The following is a 21,106-nucleotide window of genomic DNA, read 5'->3' as shown; positions in this document are numbered from 1 at the left end:
TATTTTGGCTCGATATCAATGAGAGACAACATCATGCATGCACAATTCACTCCTGCCGTATTTATTACTGGTGCATCCTCTGGCCTAGGTGCCGCCATGGCTCGCGAATACGCTGCTCAGGGCGCGCGTTTGGCACTGGTAGGGCGTCGTGCTGAAGCATTAGCAAGCTTGCGCGATAGCTTAGCTAATCCGCAGTGGCATCAGATCTACGCGGTGGACGTGAATGATCAGGAGGCGCTCACGCAGGCTGCACAGGATTTTATTCGAGTCGCAGGTAAGGTTCACGTTGTGATCGCTAGCGCAGGGATCTCCGTCGGCACCTTGACGGAGGTGTCAGAAGATTTGGCCGTTTTTACACGTGTAATGCAAACGAATGTGATGGCAACCGTAGCGAGTTTTGCGCCCTTCATCGCCCACATGCAGCAGCACGCACAGCAAGAGCCTTGCCGCCTGGTGGGAATTGCCAGCGTTGCCGGTATTCGTGGCTTACCCGGAGCCAGTGCCTACAGCGCCTCAAAAGCAGCGGTGATTAGTTATTGTGAATCGTTGCGAGTTGAATTACGAAGTAGCGGCATACAAGTGGTCACGATTGCGCCAGGCTATATTGACACGCCAATGACCCAGATTAATACGTACGCGATGCCTTTCCTGATGCCAGCACATTTATTTGCACAACGTGCAATCGCCACGATTCAGGCGGGCACTAGTTATGCCGTTATTCCATGGCAAATGGGCGTAGTCGCCAAAGTTTTACGCGTGCTTCCTAATTGGGTGTATGACAGAGCATTTGCAAATGCCCCACGCAAAGCAAGGCAGGAGTAGGAATGAATTCTGACCCGCAATTCACAGCTTCCATGTTAGCGGATGCCATCGGTGTACAACATGAGGCGGTGGCATTGAATGCGCCAGTACGAATAGTTTGTCTGGTGCCTTCGATCACCGAGCTTCTATGCGACTTGGGTTTGGCACCATGGCTGGTTGGACGGACTGGCTTTTGCATCCATCCCAAAGCGGTTGTAAGTGATATTCCTAAAATTGGCGGAACTAAAGACGTCAATATTGGGAAAATTCGACAATTGGCTCCGACGCATTTGATCGTGAATATTGATGAGAATGAAAAACCCACCGTCGAAGAGTTGGCGCAATTTATCCCGCATGTGATCGTTACCCATCCAATCACACCAATGGATAATTTGGCGCTCTTTCGTTTGCTTGGGGCTATCTTCAATGTTCTACCGAAGGCGCAACAATTGTGTGCGGCATTTGAGGCGAATTTACTTCGCGTGCATCGTGACGCCGATGCCACACCAAAGAATATCCTGTATTGCATCTGGAAAGATCCGTGGATGACGGTCAGTCATGACACTTATATTGCCCATACTTTGGCACTGCGCGGCTGGCAGCATTGGCAAACAAAGCAAGTTGAGCAAATTAGTAAGCGCTATCCGATCTTTGAATGGGACGATACTTCTCTGCAAGAGATTGACGCGGTTTTACTATCGACAGAACCATATAGTTTTACGCATTTGCATGTAGAGCAATTGAAGCAGACAATTCAAAAGCCAGTGATTTTGGTCGATGGTGAAATGTTGTCATGGTACGGTAGCCGAGCGATAGCTGGATTAGCCTATTTGGCTGCGCTTGAGATCTAGAATATGTATGTTTGATTTGTATTGAAAAGGTGATTTCCTGACGTAAAAAAAGACCGCGAGTGCATCGCGGTCTTTTTCGTTTGACTTTGATACTTCAGAGAAGTATCAGGAAGTGCTTTAGAAACGATAGTTCAACGAGAGGTTGTACATACGGCCTAATTGGCTGAAATGTGAACCGTCGTAGGTGACCATAGGATAGCGACCGTTAAAGGTAGCATTCGAAATCTGTGTCTTAACTTTTGCTGGATCTTTCAGAATGGCTTCACCCTTTGCTTTGTCTCCTGCGGCCTCGAAATTCCAAGCTGGCGTCACATCAAACATATTGTTGATGTTGAATGCTAGGGTGATATTTTTTGTCACCTGATAGTTGATTGAAAAGTCAGTAACAGTTTTCGTTTTGAAGACGACGGCTAGGTTTTTATCAATATCTGCGTTCCTGAATTTGGTCGGGCCAAACACGGTGTTGTTAAGCGACAGATTAAAATCATCAAAGTCAGCGTCGATTCCAAAGATGGTCTTGAATTTTGGTCTTGAGGTGAACATTAATGCGTCTTGAGTATGGTCAAATACAGACATTCCTGCGCTTGATACGCTGGATGGATTGGTAATATTGCCATCGCGTTCGTTCTTAAGTGTGTAGTTGCCAGACAAATTGAAAGCTAACTTAGCGTCTCCTAATTTGATATTGCGCTGATTGAAAACGTAATCAATGCCGGAAGTCTTGCTATCCATTGCGTTGGCAAAGAAACTCAACCCGACCCATTCGCGCTTAGCCAAGACTTGATCAATCGCTGATTTAGCATCGCCTGTTGGGCCCAAAGTTGAACCCAAGATAATTCGATCTTTCAGTGAGATGTTGTAGTAATCAAGCGTGATACTGGTATCTTTAGTCGGCTTATAACCTAGACCCAGTGTGATATTGGTAGATTTTTCTGCTTTGAGTTTGTTGACGCCCAATTTTGTAGCATCGTCAGAGATGTTGTTGAGAATGCCTGTGACCAGAATTTTGCCACCTGAAAAAGAATATTGATTTTTTTCAGTGTAAATTTGCATTAATGATGGAGCTCTAAAGCCAGATGAAATCGACCCACGCAAAGTAACTTCATCGTTAACCGTGTATTTTCCGCTCAGCTTACCAATCATTGCATTGCCGAAATCACTGTATTTTTCATAGCGACCTGTCACATCAACGACGAATTCTTTAGAAACGTCGATGATGCTACCGCCGTAAATACCATAGTTCGATCGAGTCCAAGATCCGGCCTGTCCTTTTTTCTGTACACCATCTTGAAGGTACGTTGCAGGCGAGTTACCCGCATAGGAATCCGCACCAGCATACAAGTAGGAACCACGGTCACCAGCAACAATAGTGTATTTTTCTGAGCGAATCTCAGACCCAAAATACGCGTTGATCCCTTTCGTGAGCTCTTTAGAAAAGTCTGCATTTAGCACTGCGTGTGTGAATTTTGTTCCGCCAGCATCAAAGCGGGTTTGCCCGTGTTCTGGTAGTACTATGCCGTCGAGGAATTTTTGTTCCACAGCACGGTTAACGGAATTGGTGATTGTGTACGCTTGTTCATTGCCACCAAAAGTAAGACTGACATCGGAATCCCACCCTGCTGTATTAAATTTGCTACCGAATGTTGCATTGTAATCTTTTAATGCGCCCAAGAAACCTGGTACATAGCCTTCATATGGTGTTCCTGCTGGATGGAGTAAGCCATAATCAGTAGGTCTCCAGTATGGCGTGCGGTAGTTGGCATAGCTATCAATTTTCTTATCGACGTATGCCGCGTTCGCATAAATATTCACGCCATCGGTGATGTCATAGCGAGAGTTAATCAGGAATTTATTTGCGCGTGTATCCGGTGAACCATTTACATGGCCACCGTCAGGACGTTTTGCCAAAAATTTGCTTACTGTTGCAACATCACTTTCCCAGTAATTAACTTCATCTTGTACGTTCAAAACGGCTGAGCGATTTGCCAGGCCATTATGGGAAGTGTCAACAGTAAAGTTCACGAATCCTTGATCGCCCAATGCTAAACCTTGGTTCCAGGTCAATCCCTCTGATTTTCCATCGCCTTGGGATGTCTTTCCAAGTTTCGCAGTGATGGAGCCGCCAGTCGGATTGTCTTTCAAAATAATATTAACCACACCAGCAATTGCATCGGAACCGTATTGTGCAGAAGCACCGTCACGCAAAACTTCGATACGCTTAATCGCATCTTGTGGAATAGCAGAGATATCAGCACCACTTTCACCACGACCTGGTGAGGTTTGAGTGTAGACCAATGAGCTAGAATTTTTGCGTTTTCCATTAATCAAAATCAACGCGCGGCTTGGACCCATGTTACGGATCTCATAAGGATCGAGCAAAGACGTGGCGTCATTGACTGGTGTTTGTACGGTATTAAAGGAAGGCACGCGGAAGGCTAAGGCTTTATCCAGAGATGCTTGCGCTGTTTTGGTCAGTTCACTAGCAGACAAAATATCGACCGGTACAGGAGTATCAATCACTGTTCGGTTGGAGCCGCGGGTACCGGTCGATGTCACCACGACTTGTTACACTTCTTGTGTCGCAACGGGCTTGTTTGGACTGGCCTCTTGCGCGTTGGCGATACCACCAGTTGCCAACATCAAAATAGCGATCTGAACAGCGCTTTTTGCAAACAGTTCTTGTTTCGGCGAACGGCCGGAGTTTGTTGATTTATTTTTCAATTCTTATCTCCCATTTGATTTATTTGTATTGAATGACAGGGTGTCATTCAATGCGTATTTATTACTGGTATGCCTTGCTGCCCTGCAAAAATTAGGCTGTTTGATACTACAGGAGCGAATTGTTAGGCGCAATATGATCTATGGGCTTGTTGTTTTTCGGTGTTTTTATTGCAATTGAGAATTGCTTTTTAGATCTTGTTGCTGTATTTGCTTCTTTTTTTATTGATTTTATGTACTAACAAAATCTTTCCGGTAATAGCTTGAGTTTTACACTTTTGTATTCTGTCCAATGCTATATTGGCATCATTGATAATTAGGGAAATGAAGATGACACAATTTTCTAAAAAGAGCCTTGCCGTCGGGTTGTTGAGCATCGCTCTGGTATCTGCTGGTGCAGGAATTTGGTGGATGAAAAAAAGCAAGAATCGTGTGCCAGTGAGTGGTGATGCGGTTGTGCTGAATCCCGATGCACCATTTACGATGGGATCTTGTTTGGCTCGTTTGCATGAGGACAAACCAGCTTTGGCGGTAATGTTTTCGCAAAGCGTCGATCCAGATCAAGCGTTGGACAAGTTGATTGAAGTTACCGATCTAGGTGATAGCAAAGCGGAGCAAAATAAAACGTCGTCCGGTCAGGCCTCGGCCGCTGCCGCATCTAAACCTAGCGATTTGGTCAAAGGTGGTTGGATCGTTTCTGATAATCCGCATGTTTTACTTTTTCCGTTTGTAAAAGCGGGTCATAAATATAGCGTTAAGCTGAGTGGTATGCTCGCTGCCAGCTCGGGCAAAAAATTAGAGAGCGCGGCTAGTTGCGACGTCATTAGTGATGAAATGGCGCCATCTTACTTCTTTGCGAGTAAGGGTACGGTATTGCCAGCAGGTTTAAATGGTGGCTTACCAGTTGTGACGGTCAACATTCCTGAAGTGGATGTGGAATTTTTGCGTGTCTCGCCAGAAAAGCTCCCGAAGTTTATTGATATGGTGATTGGTAAAAATCGACATGGTGAAAGTGTTGACGAAGAAGGTGAAGGCGAGGGTGGTGAGGAGGATTATTATGACTACTACGGTAATCGCAATAAACTCAAAGGCTTAACCTCAGGTTGGCAATTAAATGCCTTGCAAGGTATTGCCGACAGCGTTTATCAAAATCGGTTCGTCACCAATGAAGTACCAAATAGCCGCAAAGTCAGCTTTTTACCTGTCGAAAAAATTACTGAATTAAAAGAACCAGGCATCTATGTTGCAGTAATGCGTCGTCCTGGTCATTACGAATACGATTATCAAGTTACGTATTTTTACGTCAGTGATATTGGTTTGCATGTACGTCGCCAATTGAAACAAACGGATGTCTTCACAACTTCATTAAAAGAAGGCTCGGCGCAGGGGAGCGTTGATCTAGAAGTCTTGGGTGCCGACGGTAAAGTCTTATTGCGTGGAAAAACCGATGGCGATGGTCATGGTGTTTTGCCGGGTTTGCCGAATGGCGCCAAATTATTGTTGGCCAAACGCGGTAAAGAAACCTCAATCATTGCACTACAAGAACCAGGTTTGGATTTAGCTGAATTTGATATTGGTGGCCATTTGCCGCGCGATGCCAAATTGTTCGCGTGGTCAGGGCGTGATCTGTACCGTCCCGGTGAAAAATTCACTGCATCCTTAATGGCGCGCACAGCAGAAGGCGTAGCCTTACCGCCCGCACCGATCAAAGTCGATTTGAAGAAGCCAAGTGGCGATGTCGTCAGCTCCAGCATCTGGCAACCTAATTCCAAGACGCCGGGATATTTGCAGAACACGATCGATTTACCACCTGATGCCGCGACAGGGAAATGGAGTTTGGAATTCCGCGCCGATCCGACGGCTAAACGTCCAGATTCTATCTACACATTTCAGGTGGAAGAATTTTTACCAGAGCGCATGAAGCTGAGTTTGACATCGGAAACCACGCCATTGGCCGATACCACCAGTTTTGGTGTTGACGTGCAAGGCGATTATTTGTACGGCGCGCCAGCTGCTGGTAATCGCTTGCTTGGAAGCGTGGCACAAGAGCGTTTCAAGAATCCTGTTGCGAAAGAATGGCCGGGCTTTATCTTCGGTGATTTCGCCGATGATACGAATAAGAGTCGTTCTGAACTCGAAGAAACGAGCTTGGATGATAGTGGCAAAGCCGAAGTCGATGTGCCTTTCGTTGCGAATGCAAAATCACCATTGAAAGTACGTGCTGCATTTAGCTTATTAGAGTCTGGCGGCCGTCCGGTCGTGCGCTCAATTGAACGTGTCTGGTGGCCTGCGCAGCACATGATAGGCATCCGTCCACTATTTGAAAAAGACGTTACTCGCGAAGGTAGCATGGCGGAGTTTGAAATTATCCGTGTGAATACTGCTGGTAAATTTTCTGTCCTAAAGCAAGCACCATTTAAATTGGTGCGTGAAGAACGCGAATACTATTGGCGTTTTGAAGCCGGGCGTGGTTGGCATTCAGGCTATACCGAAGGTGAAGAAACAATCCATGCCGGTGCTTTGGAATTAAAGAACCGCGCTAAGTTAACTGTGCCAGTGAAGTGGGGGCGCTATCGTTTAGAAATCACCGATCCAGAAACTAATTTAGTCGCACGCTACTTCTTCTACGCAGGTTGGAATGCGCAGGATAGCGAAAGCGTAGGCAATCGTCCTGATCGTGTTCGTCTGCAATTAGAAGGCGCACCAGCTAAACCTGGCCGCGACGTTAAGCTCAAAATTATTCCACCGCATGATGGTGAAGCTCTGGTCTTAGTCGAAGCCGATAAAGTCTTGTGGAGTAAACGCGTTTCCGTCAGCACCGATGGAACGACGGTGAGTATTCCAATTGACAAAGCTTGGAACCGCTCTGATATGTATATCTCGACCGTCGTGTTCCGTCCCGGCAGTCAAGGCGATAAAGTCACGCCTGCGCGTGCAGTCGGTTTAACTTGGTTGCCCCTGGCACGTGAGCCGCGTAAGTTGAAAGTCAGTGTGTCAACACCAGCCCAAGTTGAGCCAGAAAAACGCATGATCGCCAAAGTGAAAGTCGAGAATGCTGCTGGTAAAAAAGCCATGGTAACGGTCTCCGCTGTCGATGTCGGCATTCTGAATATCACTAGTTTTAAAACGCCAGATCCGTTTGATTTCTTCTTCGGAAAACATCGTTTCAGCGCCGAGTTGACCGATATTTACGGTAAATTAATTGAGCGTATGGATGGCACGCCCGGCAAAATCAAATGGGGCGGTGATGCCGGTAAACGTGATACGAAGAGCATGCCTAAGAAGGTGAAATTGGTCGATATCTTTTCAGGTCCAGTGCAGCTCAACGACAAAGGCGAAGCCGATGTGCCTCTGAATATTCCTGACTTCAATGGTACTTTGCGCGTGATGGTCGTCGCATCGACCGATGACGCTTACGGTAGCACTGATAAAGAGCTTGTGGTCAGCGCCCCTATCGTCGCCGAGATCGCAACGCCACGCTTTATCGGTCCCGGCGATACCTCGACATTTGCATTAGATGTGACCAATATGATGCCAAGCGAGCAGAGTATTAACATCAAACTCTCTGCGGATAAATTATTGAAAATCGCCGAAGGTGAACGCAATATCAAACTGGTTCCTAAACAAAGAACGATCTTGCGTTTTAATGTGGAGCCGACCGAACCGTTTGGTTTGTCACGCATCACTCTCGATGTAAAAACCGCAGGTGCAAAACCCGTCGTGATACGCAGAGAATTCGCACTGCAAATCCAACCACCAGTACCGCGTGAGCAAGATGCACGTCGCCTGCGTATCGAGCCAGGCGCAACACAAAAACTCGATGCCAATATGGTTGAGCGTTTCTATCGCGGCTCGGCAACTTTGAGTGTGGTAATGTCGAATCGCCCACCATTGAATGTACGCAGTATCGTCAAGGGTTTGCTCGACTATCCGTATGGCTGTTTAGAGCAAACCACCAGTGCGGCTTATCCACATGTCTACATCGATGAAGAAGGCGCAAAAGCGGTTGGACTAGTACCGCATACGCGTGAACAACGGGCTAAGTTTATCGAAGGCGCGATCAGTCGCATCGCTGGCATGCAAGGAGCAGAAGGTGGCTTCCGCTTGTGGAATGGCAACGATGGTTCCTACGAAATGTGGCTGACACCTTACGTCACCAGCTTCTTAGCTGATGCACGCGAAGCAGGCTTTAATGTGCCAGAAGAAATGAGCAAACGTGCGCAAAAATGGATGACCGAAAAACTTAACGGCGCAGCGAATCAATTCTCGCCATTACCAGCCGCGGTTAAACCAAATGCAAATGGACAGTATGATTGGCGCGATTACGATTTGATCCGCAATAGTCATCAACGCTTTGCCGAATTAGCGCACATCGGTTATATGTTGGCACGCGATCAAAAGGCTTCGTTAGCGTCTCTTCGTTTGCTGCACGACAGCTACCGCGATCGTGCGAAATCACCGCTTGCATTGGTCCATCTGGGTTTAGCGTTGCAATTGATGGGCGATCAAAAACGTGCTGATGTTGCCTTCAATGACGCTATGACGAAACCGTATGGCATACGCACCGACTGGGATTGGGATTATCTCGGCGACTATGGCACGGCAGTGCGCGATCAAGCCATGTCTTATGCTTTGATGTTGCGTCATAAAGTCGCTCACCCACAACGTGAAACCATACTGACGAATTTGGCAGATCGCCTCGGCAAACCTCGTGGTTATTTCTCCACCCAAGAACGTATCGCTTTATTCTTAGCGGCACGCGCAGCCGGTGGCACTGTCACTGATCCATGGGAAGTGGTACTCAAAACTGCCGATGGCAGCAACACGATTAGTTCCAAAAACAGCGAGAGCCGCAGCTTCGATCCCGCCTTGGCAATCAAAGGTATCACGCTGGAAAACAAAGGTGCCAATCCATTGTGGATAGAACTTGAGGCCAGTGGTTATCCATTGAAATTGCCAATTCCAAGCGCAGAAAAAATTAGCTTAGAGCGCAAATGGTTCACCGTTGCAGGCAAACCATGGAGTGGCGGTAATCTCAAAGTTGGCGACATGCTGATCGTACGCGTCACCGCCAAGTCTAAACAAACCATCGAAGATGCCTTGGTAATCGATCATATCCCAGCAGGCTTAGAGGTAGAAAATCTAAACATCTCACAAGGCCCACAAGCAGGTGAATTCAGCATTGACGGTGTCAACCTCGCAGCCGCGATGGCGGATGAACGCATCAAGCACAAGGAATACCGCGACGACAGATTCGTTGCCGCAGTCAGGCTGAGTGGCAGTCCGATCAATCTCTTCTACATGCTACGCGTCGTCACACCAGGCCGCTTCCATGTACCAGGGACTTATGCTGAGGATATGTATCGACCTGATATCCGCGCTAATGGACCTTCGCCTGAAGCGGTGAATGTGGTTGATCCGCGTGGTGGGAAGTAGTTAGTTTGTTAGGAAATGCCTCAAGGACGCGCGTATTGACGCAGTCCTTGAGGTGTTGAAAAGAACCGTGAGCTAAGTCATTCCCGCGTGCCTTTAGCGGGAATCCAGTGGGATAGTATGCCTATTTTGTGTATGGCAGACCTAGTCGACACGATTGATGGATGAATTGAAGTTGAATCGAATGGCCTACAGAAATCAACAGGAATTGTGATTATGAGTATTTATTTGAGTGATTTATTCTTAATAAATCGAGCGCCATTCGAATCTCTGCGATTGGAATTCGGACAGAACGAGATAGCTATATTAAGTGGTGTTAATGGGCGGGGTAAAACCACAGTAATGTCTTACATCGTTGATTCGATTCACGAGTTCGCGAAACTCGGTTTTGAATTGGAGTACGAAGGTAAAGCACAGAAATATTATCGGATATTTACACCAAGTGATAGGCTTGATCCCAGTAAATTTTCTTTGGTATATCTTCGTTTCAGAAATAACGATGGCGAGACATTTGATTACGCGAACATGCTTGGATCTCTCGATTCGAGTGAATACGATTTAACAATTCCATTAGAAGAAAAAATTCCTTATTCCAATTTTCAAGGCGAATCGGTTTTAGGTTCGCCAGTGAAGAGAGTTTCTGCCTCATCAACAAAAGAGAAAATTCAAAAAATATTCTCTGAGAATCTAATGTGTTATTTCCCCTCATATAGATATGAAGCACCTAGCTACCTAAATGATATCTACAAAATAGAAATTGATTTTGCGAAAAAAGACCGATTTTCTGGATTTCTTTTAAATCCGATCGAAGTCGTTACTGGGCTTCCTCAGCTTATCAATTGGATTATGGATGTCTTGTTAGATTTGAATATCAATAAAGATGAGAATTTTTCAAAAAATATATCCCAAAACCTCAATTTAATTTTATCAAAAATTCTGATATCGAAGAATTTTGGAGATGTTCGATTTGGTATAGGATTTCGTAATAATGGCGGTGGGCGCTTGCAGGTTGTTAAGGATACTTATGAAATCATCTCGTCATATTCTGCAACTCCACCATCAAAACATGTCATTAAGCAAATTTATCCATCAATTTTCAATATTTCATCTGGCGAAGCTGCTTTATTGATAATTTTTGGCGAACTTCTTCGCCACATAGACAATTTGTCTGTGCGAAGTACATTAAATGATGTCACTGGATTGGTTCTAATAGATGAAGTGGATAAGCATTTACACATCCGCTTACAGAAGGAAATATTACCAATTCTTTTTGGACTATTTCCGAATGTTCAGTTTATTTTGAGCTCACATTCACCATTTTTAAGCATTGGGCTTGCAGAGACTCAAGCATTGCGTACTCAAATAATTGATTTGGACAATTCTGGCAGGTCTTGCGATCCTGTTAGTAACGAGATGTATAGAGAAGTATATGAAATGATGATTTCCCAGAATAATCGCTTCAAAGATCTATATGATTCATTGAGTGCAAAAATATTAGCTACATCTCATCCACTTATAATTACAGAAGGCAAAACAGACTGGAAATATTTCCTGAGAGCGCTAAAATATTTTCATGGGAAAAATGAGTATTTGGAGATCGAAGATAAATTCTTCCTACGATTTGGTTCGTGTTCTGAAAAAGATTTAACGACATGTGGAACTGTGATCGATTTTGATATGAGTGGCCCTCAGTTACAAGCACATTTGAAAGAACTCATTCAAACCAGAAAAAAGGAACTCAATCCAAATTTCCCCAAGAGAATCGGAATATTTGATTCTGACGATAGCAATATTAAGCTCCATGGGGACGATGTGTTAAATGTTTTTTCTTTCAGAATTCGCCCTGACGATATTTCAACAGAGTTACTTTTTGATGAAAGTGAAATTAAAACTGAATATGATGGAAAGCGATTATTTTTAGGGAGCGAGTTCGATCGCAATTCTAAATTTTGCCATTCTGATTCGAATTTACATATTGCGGGTGAACCTAATAACTCTAATAAGGCGGGGAGAAAAGTAATCGTGGATGAGAGTGTTTTTGATGCCCGCACAAGAGACAATGTAGCACTTTCGAAAGCTAAATTTTCTGAACTTGTTTTTAACGAAGACATTCATATTTCACCGGAAAGTTGGGAGAAATTTCGTTTTATTTTTGATGAGTTAAAGCGGATACTAGCGATTTGATTTGATGAAAAGAGTCATTTCAGTGTGAGTGAGATATGTAAATTCTGGGAGCATGAAATATCGCATATGGTTAAGACATCTCAGTTAAGATTGCGAGCTATCGAAGACCGTGATGAGTAGTGCATCGTTGGACTTAATTTGGTTCATCGCAGACATCCCAATCAACCCACCCCACGCAAATCCAGGTACCAACTCTCAACATCAATCGCTCAGAGTCGCCTTACCAAGACCATAGGACAGCAAGGCACGTTCGCGTAGTAAATCGCATCACTTTTAACTTTTTACTACATTTAAGCACTTTTCCTACATAAATACTCGGTAAACTGCAGATATTACTGCTAGTATTCTGTGCATATGAACCCCTCTACCTGCACATTACAGTTGTTTATTGATGGCGTTTGGCGTGATGCCGCTGCGCTTGATTTGACTGGCGACCCGGCGCTGGGTATGGCTGCGTCTACGTATTTAATCTATTTGTCTGAATTTGCGCTGTCCTATTGGGAGAGGTCGGATGCTGCTGCCTTATCTGTGAATGTGCCTGTTGATTTGCGTAGTTATCCGAGCGAGGCTTGGCCAGCTTTTTTGATTGACTTACTGCCTCAAGGTTATGGACGGGCTGAGTTGTTAAAGCAATTGGCACGGAGTGAAACCGCAGGGCCATCGGCTGACTGGGCCTTGTTGTGTGCAGGTGCTGGTAATCCTATTGGGAATATCCGGATCAAGGAAGCGCATGAATGGGTTGCAGCACGTAGCAGCCAAAACGTCGATGCCAAACTCCGTGGCTTTTCGATGGCAGAGATCGCATCTAGGGCTGGTGATTTCAATGAATACCTCGCCCAACATGGACTATTTTTAGCGGGATCTTCTGGCATACAAGGTGAGTGGCCGAAGATCCTGTTGACCCGTGCGCATGATGGGCTGTACTACCTTGATCATGCTTTACCCGACGAGCTGGCAGAGGCGCATTTTATCGTGAAGTTTGGCCGAGGTCGTGACATCGCGTTAGCGACTATTTTGCGTTTGGAAGCACCGTATATGCAATTGGCAAAGCGACTGGGTTTGCATGTTCATGCCGAGTTGAGTTTGCATGAGCGAGCTTTGTTCATACCGCGTTTCGATCGGGAAGTGCGGGACGGAAAAGTGTTACGCAACGCTCAAGAGAGCATAGCATCTCTTTGTGGTATCAATGGATTTGGTAAGCTACCTTCGCATAATGAAGTGTGTCGTGAGTTAGCTAAAGTCAGCAGTGATCCTATGCGCGATATCGTTGAGTACATCAAGCGTGATATTGCGAATATTGCGCTGGGAAATAAAGATAATCATGCGCGTAACACGGCAATACAACGGTGTGATGATGGCACGATTTCTCTGACGCCTTTATTCGATTTTGCTCCTATGTATTTACATCCTGATGGCATCGCAAGGCGTATCCGTTGGCAACAAGATGACGGTGGATCGCCAAAATGGGCGAGCGTCATTCGTCAGGCTTGTGATGCGACAGCGTTGGATTTTAATGCGGTCAAAAATGGCGTTCAGATCATGGCTGAACCCTTGGCAACGCTGGTCGAGGACGCGCTGTCTTTGGGGATAGAGGAAGAATTTATCAATCCATTTGAAAAGACGATAGCGAATCTTCGATCACAACTGGAGGGATTGTAGATGGATAAACGCTTTATTCCTTTGTCACCCGCCGAGGCAATACAGGCGCGGCGTGCTTTGACCGAAGAGCTTGCCGCTGATCCTAGTATGCCTATCCCCGCAGTCATCAAAAAGATTCGTACTAGCTTACGTTTTACCATCGCCGAGTATGCAAAATTGTGTGGCGTATCGGCGCGCACTTTGCAAGACATCGAACGTGAGGTGTCAAGCCCAAGTTTAGCGACGGTGGAAAAACTTTTGCGTCCTATGGGGATGGTGCTTAGCGCAGTGCCTAAGTCGAGTTCGCGCTGACATCACTTGAAAATAAGCTGTATGTGATGTCAGCGCCTGCTATTTATTTCATGCGCAAAGTCCAAGTTCAGCTTACCTCTTCGTCAACGCAATCACCATCATCACCACAGCAAACGCCAATAAAACCGCACCGGCGATTTTCCAATACGAATAAGGCCGCTCACCCTGTACTTCACCCGTCTGTCCATTGACCAAAAAGCGATAAGTCTTTTCGCCGTACTTGTACGACGATAGCCAAATCGGTAGCAAGATGTGTTTGAAGCTGATGTTGGAATAGCGTGGCTGCATCGCGGTAATGCGTTGGTGGTCGCCGCCGATGTCGCGGCAGATCGCGCTGCGTATGCCGTCTTCCATGATGGCTCTGGCATCGACAAAGCCAGGTTCTAACGCGACCTGATAGGCCTCGACTGTGAAGCCGGAGACATAGTCATCGCGATAGCCTTGTAGTTTGTCGAGGTGCCAGGGCGCTAGATTGTCAGCGTATTCTTTTGGTAGTGTTTTTGAAGCGATCACTAAGACGTCGTCGAAACTCACTTGCACCTCGCCTGCGGCTGGGTACCAATTGGTTTTGGTAACTTGACGGGTTTTGGTTTCGCCATCTTGTACATAGCTTTCAGTGGCGGTGTAATCGACGCCGCGTTGTCCTTGATAGGTCGTGTCGGAATCTGCGTCATAGGTCCAGTATGGCGTATAGATACCCTTCAATCCTCGCTCGGCGCGATAAGCGCGTTTGAGGGCGTTGGGAGCGAACCATAATCCGTGTACCCAATCACTAAATTTTTTGCGAGCATCGCTTTCTTTGATGTCGAAAGGCGCAATCGCTTTAGGTTGAATCTGGCGCTTGGCGTAGGCGTTGGTGGCGATCATCGGTGCCGCGCAAAATGGGCAGCGATCAGAGACAATGTTTTGTCCAAATTGCGATTGCGCGCCGCATCCTGTGCATTTGACAGTTTGTTGTTCTATCATCGCTTCGTTGCCAGCTTGCTTGCTTAAGAAAGCGTCGTAATCCAATTCTTCGTAGGCAATCGTTTGCTCGGTTGCGTCGGCTTCGATTTGATTTTGATTGCCGCAGTAAGGGCATTTGAGTGCCAATTGACCGGGTGCGAATTCTAGTTTGGCACCGCATTGGGTGCAGGGATAAGTTTTGGTTGTCACAAGCGTATCCAAGAATCGGTGGCTGAGTTGATGCTGATCTCACTTCAATGCGAATCCTTTGAAGTGAGATCAGTGTGAACGAAATTTAGTCAGATTATTGCGGTGGCAACGGTGGAGGCATTGCGGAAAACAGGTCTTGTAAATCTGCCTGATCGCTAGCTTTCGCCCAAGCTGCCATCCCTTGACGCCAAACCAGACTGTCGCGTGTCAATGTGCCATTGACGACTTGTGCTTGTAAAGCGGCACGTTCGAAAGGGCCAGCTTGTGCGCCATTCACGGCGATAAAATAAGGCGTCGCGCCTGGTAGTGGTGGTGGCATCGCGCCAGCGGCAGCAGCAGGCGCTGTATTGTTCGCAGCAAACAGGTTTCCCATGCTTTGATTTAACATACCACCCACGCCAACACCCATCATCGCACCAGCCATGCCGGGATTTTGTGCGGCATCACGCAGTGCTTGTGCGCCTTGATATTGGGCGAACTGTTGCATATTGCCGATAGCGCGCATCGCGCCTTGTTGGTCAATGGCTTTTTCGACTTCTTCTGGCAGGCCAATATCTTGTACCTGCACTTCGCACAGCTCTAAGCCGTACTGTTCAAAATCACCCGCGATTTTTTCTAATATGCGTTGACCAACGACGCTGACTTTGCTTTCTAAATCGATGACTGGCACGCCGATTTCTGGCATGACTTCTTTGATGCGCAATCCGATTTTGCCGCGCAGATTTTCTTCGATATCTTGAATTGTGAAATCAGCTTGCGTGCCAACCAATTCCAGTAACACCGTTTTTGCATCGCGAATGCGCAGACCATAAATACCAAATGCGGTAACGCGCACTACACCAAACTCGGGGTCGCGCATGGTTGCTGGCCCTGCTGTGCCCCATTTTAAATTGGTAAAACGTGTGGTTTTGAAGAAGTAGACTTCGGCTTTGAATGGGCTGTTAAAGCCATATTTCCAACCTTTGATCGTGCTTAGGAGCGGCATGTTCTCGGTGCTGAGTTCATACATGCCAGGCATGAATACATCGGCGACTTGTCCTTTGCCCATCTGGCCTTCGTTGACCATGACCGCAACTTGACCTTCACGCACAGTGAGTTTTGCGCCCATTTTGATTTCGTTTTGATAGCGCTCGAAGCGGTGCACCATCACATTGGGATTATCGTCTAACCATTCGACGATATCGATGAATTCATTACTTAGTTTGTTCCACAGTCCCATGGTGTTCTCCAATCTTCAATTTAAAACGAAATTGCGCCAGATTTACTAGTAAGTTTATGCAAGTGCGAATCAGCAGACCTCGCAGAATGACATCGCACTCGGCATTTTGCTAGCGTCGTAGTATTGCCTATTTGGCACAGGATCACAAGTGCTGCGTCAATATCTACGCGGGCTGACTGTTGGGTAGTTTGAAGCGTGAGAGAATTATTTGGATCGAGATTGTTGCTGATTGATAAGTGACTGCGCAATAACGAATAAGTTTATACTCGCGAATTTCATTTGCTGTTATTTCTTTAGCATTCACCAATGATCTCAGGTCAATTTTTATTCTTGTTTAGCGCCCTCGGCGCGATGAACGGTATTTTCTTAGCGATCTATTTTTTTAGTCGCCGTCCGCATCGCTTGGCGAATAGTATGTTGGGCGCGTTATTACTGGCGATCTCAGTGCGTACAGCCAAATCGACTTTCTACTTTTTTAACCCAAATCTTGCGGTTGAATTTTTGCAGTTTGGTTTGTCGGCTTGTTTGTTAATCGGACCGTTGACCTATCTTTATGTGCATTATCATCTGAGGGATTCACGACAAGAGGCTGCGGGGCGCGAATGGCGCTGGCATCTTGGCTTGTCTTTTTTTGTGATTGCTCTTGGTGTGTTTTTTCCTTATGCCGAATATCGTTTTATCTGGCGCCACTCTACTTATGGCATACATGTTTTTTGGTTCTTGTATTTAGTGGCGGCTGGCTGGGAGCTGTGGCGATCACGTGCGATTTTGCTCGATGATGTAGGACGCATGCCTCGCAGCACCTTGCTTCTCTTGAGTGCTTATTGCAGTAGCTGCTTGATTTTGATCGCATACCTGAGTACGCCATTGACCTCGTACATCGTCGGCGCCTTATCATTCACCTTCTCCGTGCACATCACAGTTGTCGTATTGATGTTGCGCAAAGAAGCGCTGGTCGAGACGGGTAAAAAAGAAAAGTATCAAAACCGCAAATTGGCAGAAGACGACGCGCTGACATTATTGACGTCATTGAATCAGCTCATGCATGAACAACAATTGTATTTGAATCCGAATTTAACGCTGGCACTCTTGGCCAAAAAAGTCGGAAGTTTGCAAACCACCGTTTCACAAGTCTTGAACGATAAACTCAATAAAAGCTTCAATCTTTATGTGAATGAGTTCCGTATCGACCATGCCAAAAAACTGTTGCTCAGCGAGTCACATTTGAACATGGAATTGGTCGCAGAGCGTTGTGGCTTCAATTCCAATTCCACCTTTTTCGCTGCGTTTAAGAAAATCACCGGACAGACACCTGCCAGCTATCGTGCTGCGTCCGTCTCATAGCGGAATGTTCTCCGAAATTATGATTCTGTAGTCCTGAATCATGGTTTGGAACCGCAAACCTCCCTACCTATCTTACATTGAGCATCTGCAAAACAGGTGTTCATAGCCGCTGCGCTTTTGACGTTTTCGAATTTCAGTTCTCTCTGAATACCGATTTGTATTTCAATAATTAATGAACAAATATTTTTCGGATTAAGGTGAAGTGATGAATCAAATTTTCTTGGTACGGTTTCTTTTTATGTTTTGTTGTTGGTTTTCGGTAGTCGACCGGAGTCTCGCTACGTCTCTAGTGGCTGATAATGAGGAAGAAAAAGGCATTAAACAAGCCATACACTGGTATTTGAATGGAACCAGTTATAACGATCAAAGCCAGATCAACAAAGCTTTTTACTTCAATGCTCGTTTATATTTGCCCGGCAAAGACGATGCCTTGCGCGAAATGGGTGCGTTGGAGTACTCGCAACTTTTCCCCGCAGAAAAGAAAGGGGAATTCAATGGGCGAATTGGCCGCTTAATTAGTATGGAGGTGACGGGCGACGTCGCCACAGCGAAAGCAGAAATCTTACTGCTGAAGCCAGGTATACGCTTTGTCGATGTATTTTTACTCAAGAAAATTCAAGGTACCTGGCAAATCATTAGTAAGTCGGCGATTCGAGAAAATACACCACAGCACGGCCGTAAGATTTTGTTTGTCGTGTCTAATGCGCAGCAATATCCTGGCACCTCGGTGAATACAGGGAATAATTTCCCCGAGCTAGCGTACGCGTATCAGACCTTTATCAAAGCGGGTTATGCCGTTGATTTCGTCAGCCAGCAGGGTGGTTCTGTCCCTTTGGAAATGATCAATACCTCAGATACGGTGCAGAGGCAGCATCTCTATGACCGTGATTTTATGTGGGCGCTGGCGCATACCAAACATCCCACCGAGATCGCGGCGAAGGATTATGCTGCCATTAATTATATCGGTGGCGGTTCCGCCATTATTGAGATTGCCGATAATCCGGCTATACAAGCGATTGCCATGCAGATTTATGAGCAGCAAGGCGGTGTGATTGCAGCGATTTGCCAGGGTACGCAAGGCATTAGTAATTTGAAACAGCGTGATGGAACATTTTTACTGAGTGATAAGGTACTGACCAGTTTTCCGGATCGCTACCTGAATCAACAATCGCCCATTTTCAAGGCCTACCCTTTTTCGCTAGAAACGACGATTAAGCAACGCAAAGGAAAATTCACCTCTGGCGCAAATGGTTCAAGTCATATTGAGGTCGATGGACGTCTGGTGACTGGGATGAATTGGGAATCTTCGGTTGCAGTGGCGGAAGCGGTGATTCGCTTACTCGATGAGAAGAAATGATGTTGATCTGTTTAGCGCGAGTTTGCTTTCTCTGCTTACTGTTATTCAGTATGCCTCATGCTCGTTCTCAAACCGAGAACGAAATCGATCGTTATGTGAAACAGATACAGCAGTTGCATCACATACCCGGTCTAACATTGGCGATAGTCAGAGATGGCAAGCTTATACACCGAGGTAATTATGGGCTGGCAAATTTAGAATTTTCTATGCCTGTTTCAGATGACACCGTGTTTCCTCTATTTTCCAGTACCAAGATTTTCTCTGTGGTCGCAGTGCATCGATTGATAGAGCAAGGGAAATTATCGTTGGATAACAAGCTGGTGGATTTTTTGACCGACTTGCCCGAGGCTTGGCGCGAGGTAAAAATCGAACATTTACTCAGTCATTCATCCGGTTTGCCCGATATCGTCATGTATGAGAATTTGCCTGAAGCCGAGGCACAGCAAGCGGTGTATGCGCAGGCGATTCTATTTAAACCCGGCGCTCAGTTTGATTACAATCAAACGAATTATTGGTTACTCAATCGTATTTTTCAAAAGATAATTGGTCAAACTCTGAGTGCCTACATCATGGAAACGCAGTTTTCAGGAACACAAACCTCTGCATTTTTTGAAGGAAATCATCTCGCGGTTATGCCTAATTTTGCTTCGGGATATAACAATGCGGGCGACAAGTTGACCAAGCGCAATTGGCATTTTCCTCACTACAATTACGCTGCGGCTGGTTTGAGTTTGAGTATGAATGCTTTTCTCGATTGGAATAAGAAATTGGATGCGGGCGCCTTACTTTCAGCCTCCGGCTTAGTTAAATTACGCCAGCCTTTTGTGTATGCGAAGCCCAGAAATTTCGCTCATGGCTGGGATTTGATTGAATTGAACGGTGTGGCGACATATGGATTTACTGGCGGCATGGCTACGGCCTATCGGCAAGTGCCACAAAAGAAGATGACATTGATTTTGTTAGCGAACGCCATGTTTATTCCCACTGTGCAGCGACCTGGTTTGGATGCGATAGTGAATCAGTTACTTACTATGGCAGACGAGCTTCCTTGACAGTGTACGGTGTAAGATTGACGGAAATGCTTGATACCTGTGCCAACAGACCTTGGCTAGCTTAACTCAAATTTTTCGGTCTTTGGTTGACACTGTTTCGTCGTCTGAAATTTAGCGTCCGAATCCTTTGATGTCCCTCATCCCAAATAAGATCACCCTCAAATACCTCGCCTATCTGAGCATCAAACGGGTCTTTACTCGCTTCGTCACAAGTATCCCATAAAGGCGGTTCATGGCGAGGGCGAATCTGGGTGGATCATGTGGCTCTCCTAGATACACCAGTATTTTTCTGATTACGGCTTCATCGTTAGTCGCCGCAATGAGCCTTATTTCTCCACTGCGGAGTGAACACAGTAGCGGAAAAGCTTGATAAATGCGCTTATTCAGCATCGCACACAGATAGCGAGGGGGGGGGGAGCGTTTAGCGTTGTTTGTATCTTCTTCTGGTTCGGGTCGTGCAGACACGGTGATGATGGGAGTATCTGTCGCAAGTGCTGTGATCGCTTCCCTTAATGGTGAATTGGGCGCTAACACGCCAAAGTAACGGTGTCTATGCGTACGTGGGGATACTAATGCGGCGTTTTGGCTATCAATTCGAGTGGGGTGAGAATCTTCGTTCCCTTTTTGCCACCTGATTGTGGTTTAGGGCAAAGATAGATAAGTTGATCCCCTTTGGCATGTCGCTTTTTTATCGAAAAGAGTGGTCTTGTGCACGAATTTCAAACACCTGCAACAAGCGCTCTTGATCTGCCCGATCAACGCTGGCAATTTACGCGCTTGCATCAACAGAAAAACACGACGTCCCGTGGACAATTTACAACAATTTTATCTTAATATTTCATCTAGTTTTTATTTGTGAGTGAGTGTCAATTTTATAAGTTGACGCACCAACAGGCATCATTTTCCCTATGAAACCAGCGCAATTTCTAGACCTAAAAATATATTGTAAATAGGTTGAACTTTTAGCCAAACATGACACAAGTAAAACTTAAAAAAAATAGGCTTTGATTGATATATTGAAAATTAATTTTCTAGATTAAAC

At 45.8% G+C, this 21,106-nt stretch carries 13 protein-coding genes; 9 read left to right on the top strand and 4 right to left on the bottom strand.

The window, feature by feature from the left end:
* The first annotated feature begins 33 nt into the window (after nucleotides 1-33).
* Entirely contained in the window at nucleotides 34-822 is a 789-nt protein-coding gene (locus H8K52_RS07875) for an SDR family oxidoreductase (protein WP_186922349.1), read from the top strand.
* A gap of 2 nt (nucleotides 823-824) precedes the next feature.
* Nucleotides 825-1,652 (top strand): helical backbone metal receptor, encoded by an 828-nt coding sequence (locus tag H8K52_RS07870; RefSeq protein WP_186922348.1) that lies wholly within the window; start codon nucleotides 825-827, stop codon nucleotides 1,650-1,652.
* Between the two features lie 117 nt (nucleotides 1,653-1,769).
* Here H8K52_RS07870 and H8K52_RS07865 read toward each other — a convergent pair whose 3' ends face one another.
* Together H8K52_RS07865 and H8K52_RS21255 are read right to left on the bottom strand one after the other, a co-directional pair.
* On the bottom strand, nucleotides 1,770-4,211 hold the full coding sequence (locus tag H8K52_RS07865; protein WP_343044150.1) for a TonB-dependent receptor plug domain-containing protein: 2,442 nt from the start codon (nucleotides 4,209-4,211) through the stop codon (nucleotides 1,770-1,772).
* A 6-nt stretch (nucleotides 4,212-4,217) separates the two neighbouring features.
* A complete protein-coding gene (locus H8K52_RS21255) occupies nucleotides 4,218-4,373 on the bottom strand; it encodes a hypothetical protein (RefSeq protein ID WP_246464344.1) in 156 nt (51 codons plus the stop codon).
* A gap of 327 nt (nucleotides 4,374-4,700) precedes the next feature.
* Here H8K52_RS21255 and H8K52_RS07860 point away from each other — a divergent pair, with 327 nt between their 5' ends.
* The 4 genes from H8K52_RS07860 to H8K52_RS07845 all read left to right on the top strand — a co-directional run bounded on the left by H8K52_RS07860 (nucleotide 4,701) and on the right by H8K52_RS07845 (nucleotide 13,937).
* On the top strand, nucleotides 4,701-9,806 hold the full coding sequence (locus H8K52_RS07860; RefSeq protein WP_186922347.1) for an alpha-2-macroglobulin family protein: 5,106 nt from the start codon (nucleotides 4,701-4,703) through the stop codon (nucleotides 9,804-9,806).
* A gap of 213 nt (nucleotides 9,807-10,019) precedes the next feature.
* Nucleotides 10,020-11,987 carry an AAA family ATPase gene (locus H8K52_RS07855; protein ID WP_186922346.1) on the top strand — a complete coding sequence of 656 codons (1,968 nt, stop codon included), beginning with the start codon at nucleotides 10,020-10,022 and terminating at the stop codon, nucleotides 11,985-11,987.
* A gap of 354 nt (nucleotides 11,988-12,341) precedes the next feature.
* Nucleotides 12,342-13,646: a type II toxin-antitoxin system HipA family toxin gene (locus tag H8K52_RS07850; protein WP_186922345.1), complete on the top strand. Its 1,305-nt coding sequence runs from the start codon at nucleotides 12,342-12,344 to the stop codon at nucleotides 13,644-13,646.
* Entirely contained in the window at nucleotides 13,647-13,937 is a 291-nt protein-coding gene (locus tag H8K52_RS07845; RefSeq protein WP_186922344.1) for a helix-turn-helix domain-containing protein, read from the top strand.
* 72 nt (nucleotides 13,938-14,009) lie between these two features.
* Here the strand turns inward: H8K52_RS07845 and H8K52_RS07840 are convergent, their stop codons facing one another.
* Both H8K52_RS07840 and H8K52_RS07835 read right to left on the bottom strand, forming a co-directional pair.
* On the bottom strand, nucleotides 14,010-15,092 hold the full coding sequence (locus tag H8K52_RS07840; protein WP_186922343.1) for a TFIIB-type zinc ribbon-containing protein: 1,083 nt from the start codon (nucleotides 15,090-15,092) through the stop codon (nucleotides 14,010-14,012).
* Between the two features lie 94 nt (nucleotides 15,093-15,186).
* Nucleotides 15,187-16,311 (bottom strand): SPFH domain-containing protein, encoded by a 1,125-nt coding sequence (locus H8K52_RS07835; protein ID WP_186922342.1) that lies wholly within the window; start codon nucleotides 16,309-16,311, stop codon nucleotides 15,187-15,189.
* 306 nt (nucleotides 16,312-16,617) lie between these two features.
* Between H8K52_RS07835 and H8K52_RS07830 the strand changes: the two genes are divergently transcribed.
* The 3 genes from H8K52_RS07830 (at nucleotide 16,618) to H8K52_RS07820 (ending at nucleotide 20,064) form a co-directional block, all read left to right on the top strand.
* Nucleotides 16,618-17,655, top strand: coding sequence for an AraC family transcriptional regulator (locus H8K52_RS07830; RefSeq protein WP_186922341.1), 1,038 nt, complete (start codon nucleotides 16,618-16,620; stop codon nucleotides 17,653-17,655).
* Between the two features lie 205 nt (nucleotides 17,656-17,860).
* Complete coding sequence (locus H8K52_RS07825) at nucleotides 17,861-19,012, top strand: nuclear transport factor 2 family protein (protein WP_186922340.1); 1,152 nt, start codon at nucleotides 17,861-17,863, stop codon at nucleotides 19,010-19,012.
* The gene (locus H8K52_RS07820; protein WP_343044149.1) at nucleotides 19,009-20,064 is read left to right on the top strand and encodes a serine hydrolase domain-containing protein; all 1,056 of its coding nucleotides are present in this window, start codon (nucleotides 19,009-19,011) and stop codon (nucleotides 20,062-20,064) included. The genes H8K52_RS07825 and H8K52_RS07820 overlap by 4 nt, the downstream gene beginning before the upstream one ends.
* Nucleotides 20,065-21,106: the final 1,042 nt, after the last annotated feature.

It is taken from the genome of Affinundibacterium seohonense, from assembly GCF_014284305.1.
In the GTDB taxonomy this organism is placed as follows: Bacteria; Pseudomonadota; Gammaproteobacteria; order Burkholderiales; family Burkholderiaceae_D; genus Undibacterium; species Undibacterium seohonense.
The sequence above is the reverse complement of the archived record's forward strand: the minus strand, read 5'-3'. Positions and strand labels throughout refer to the sequence as shown.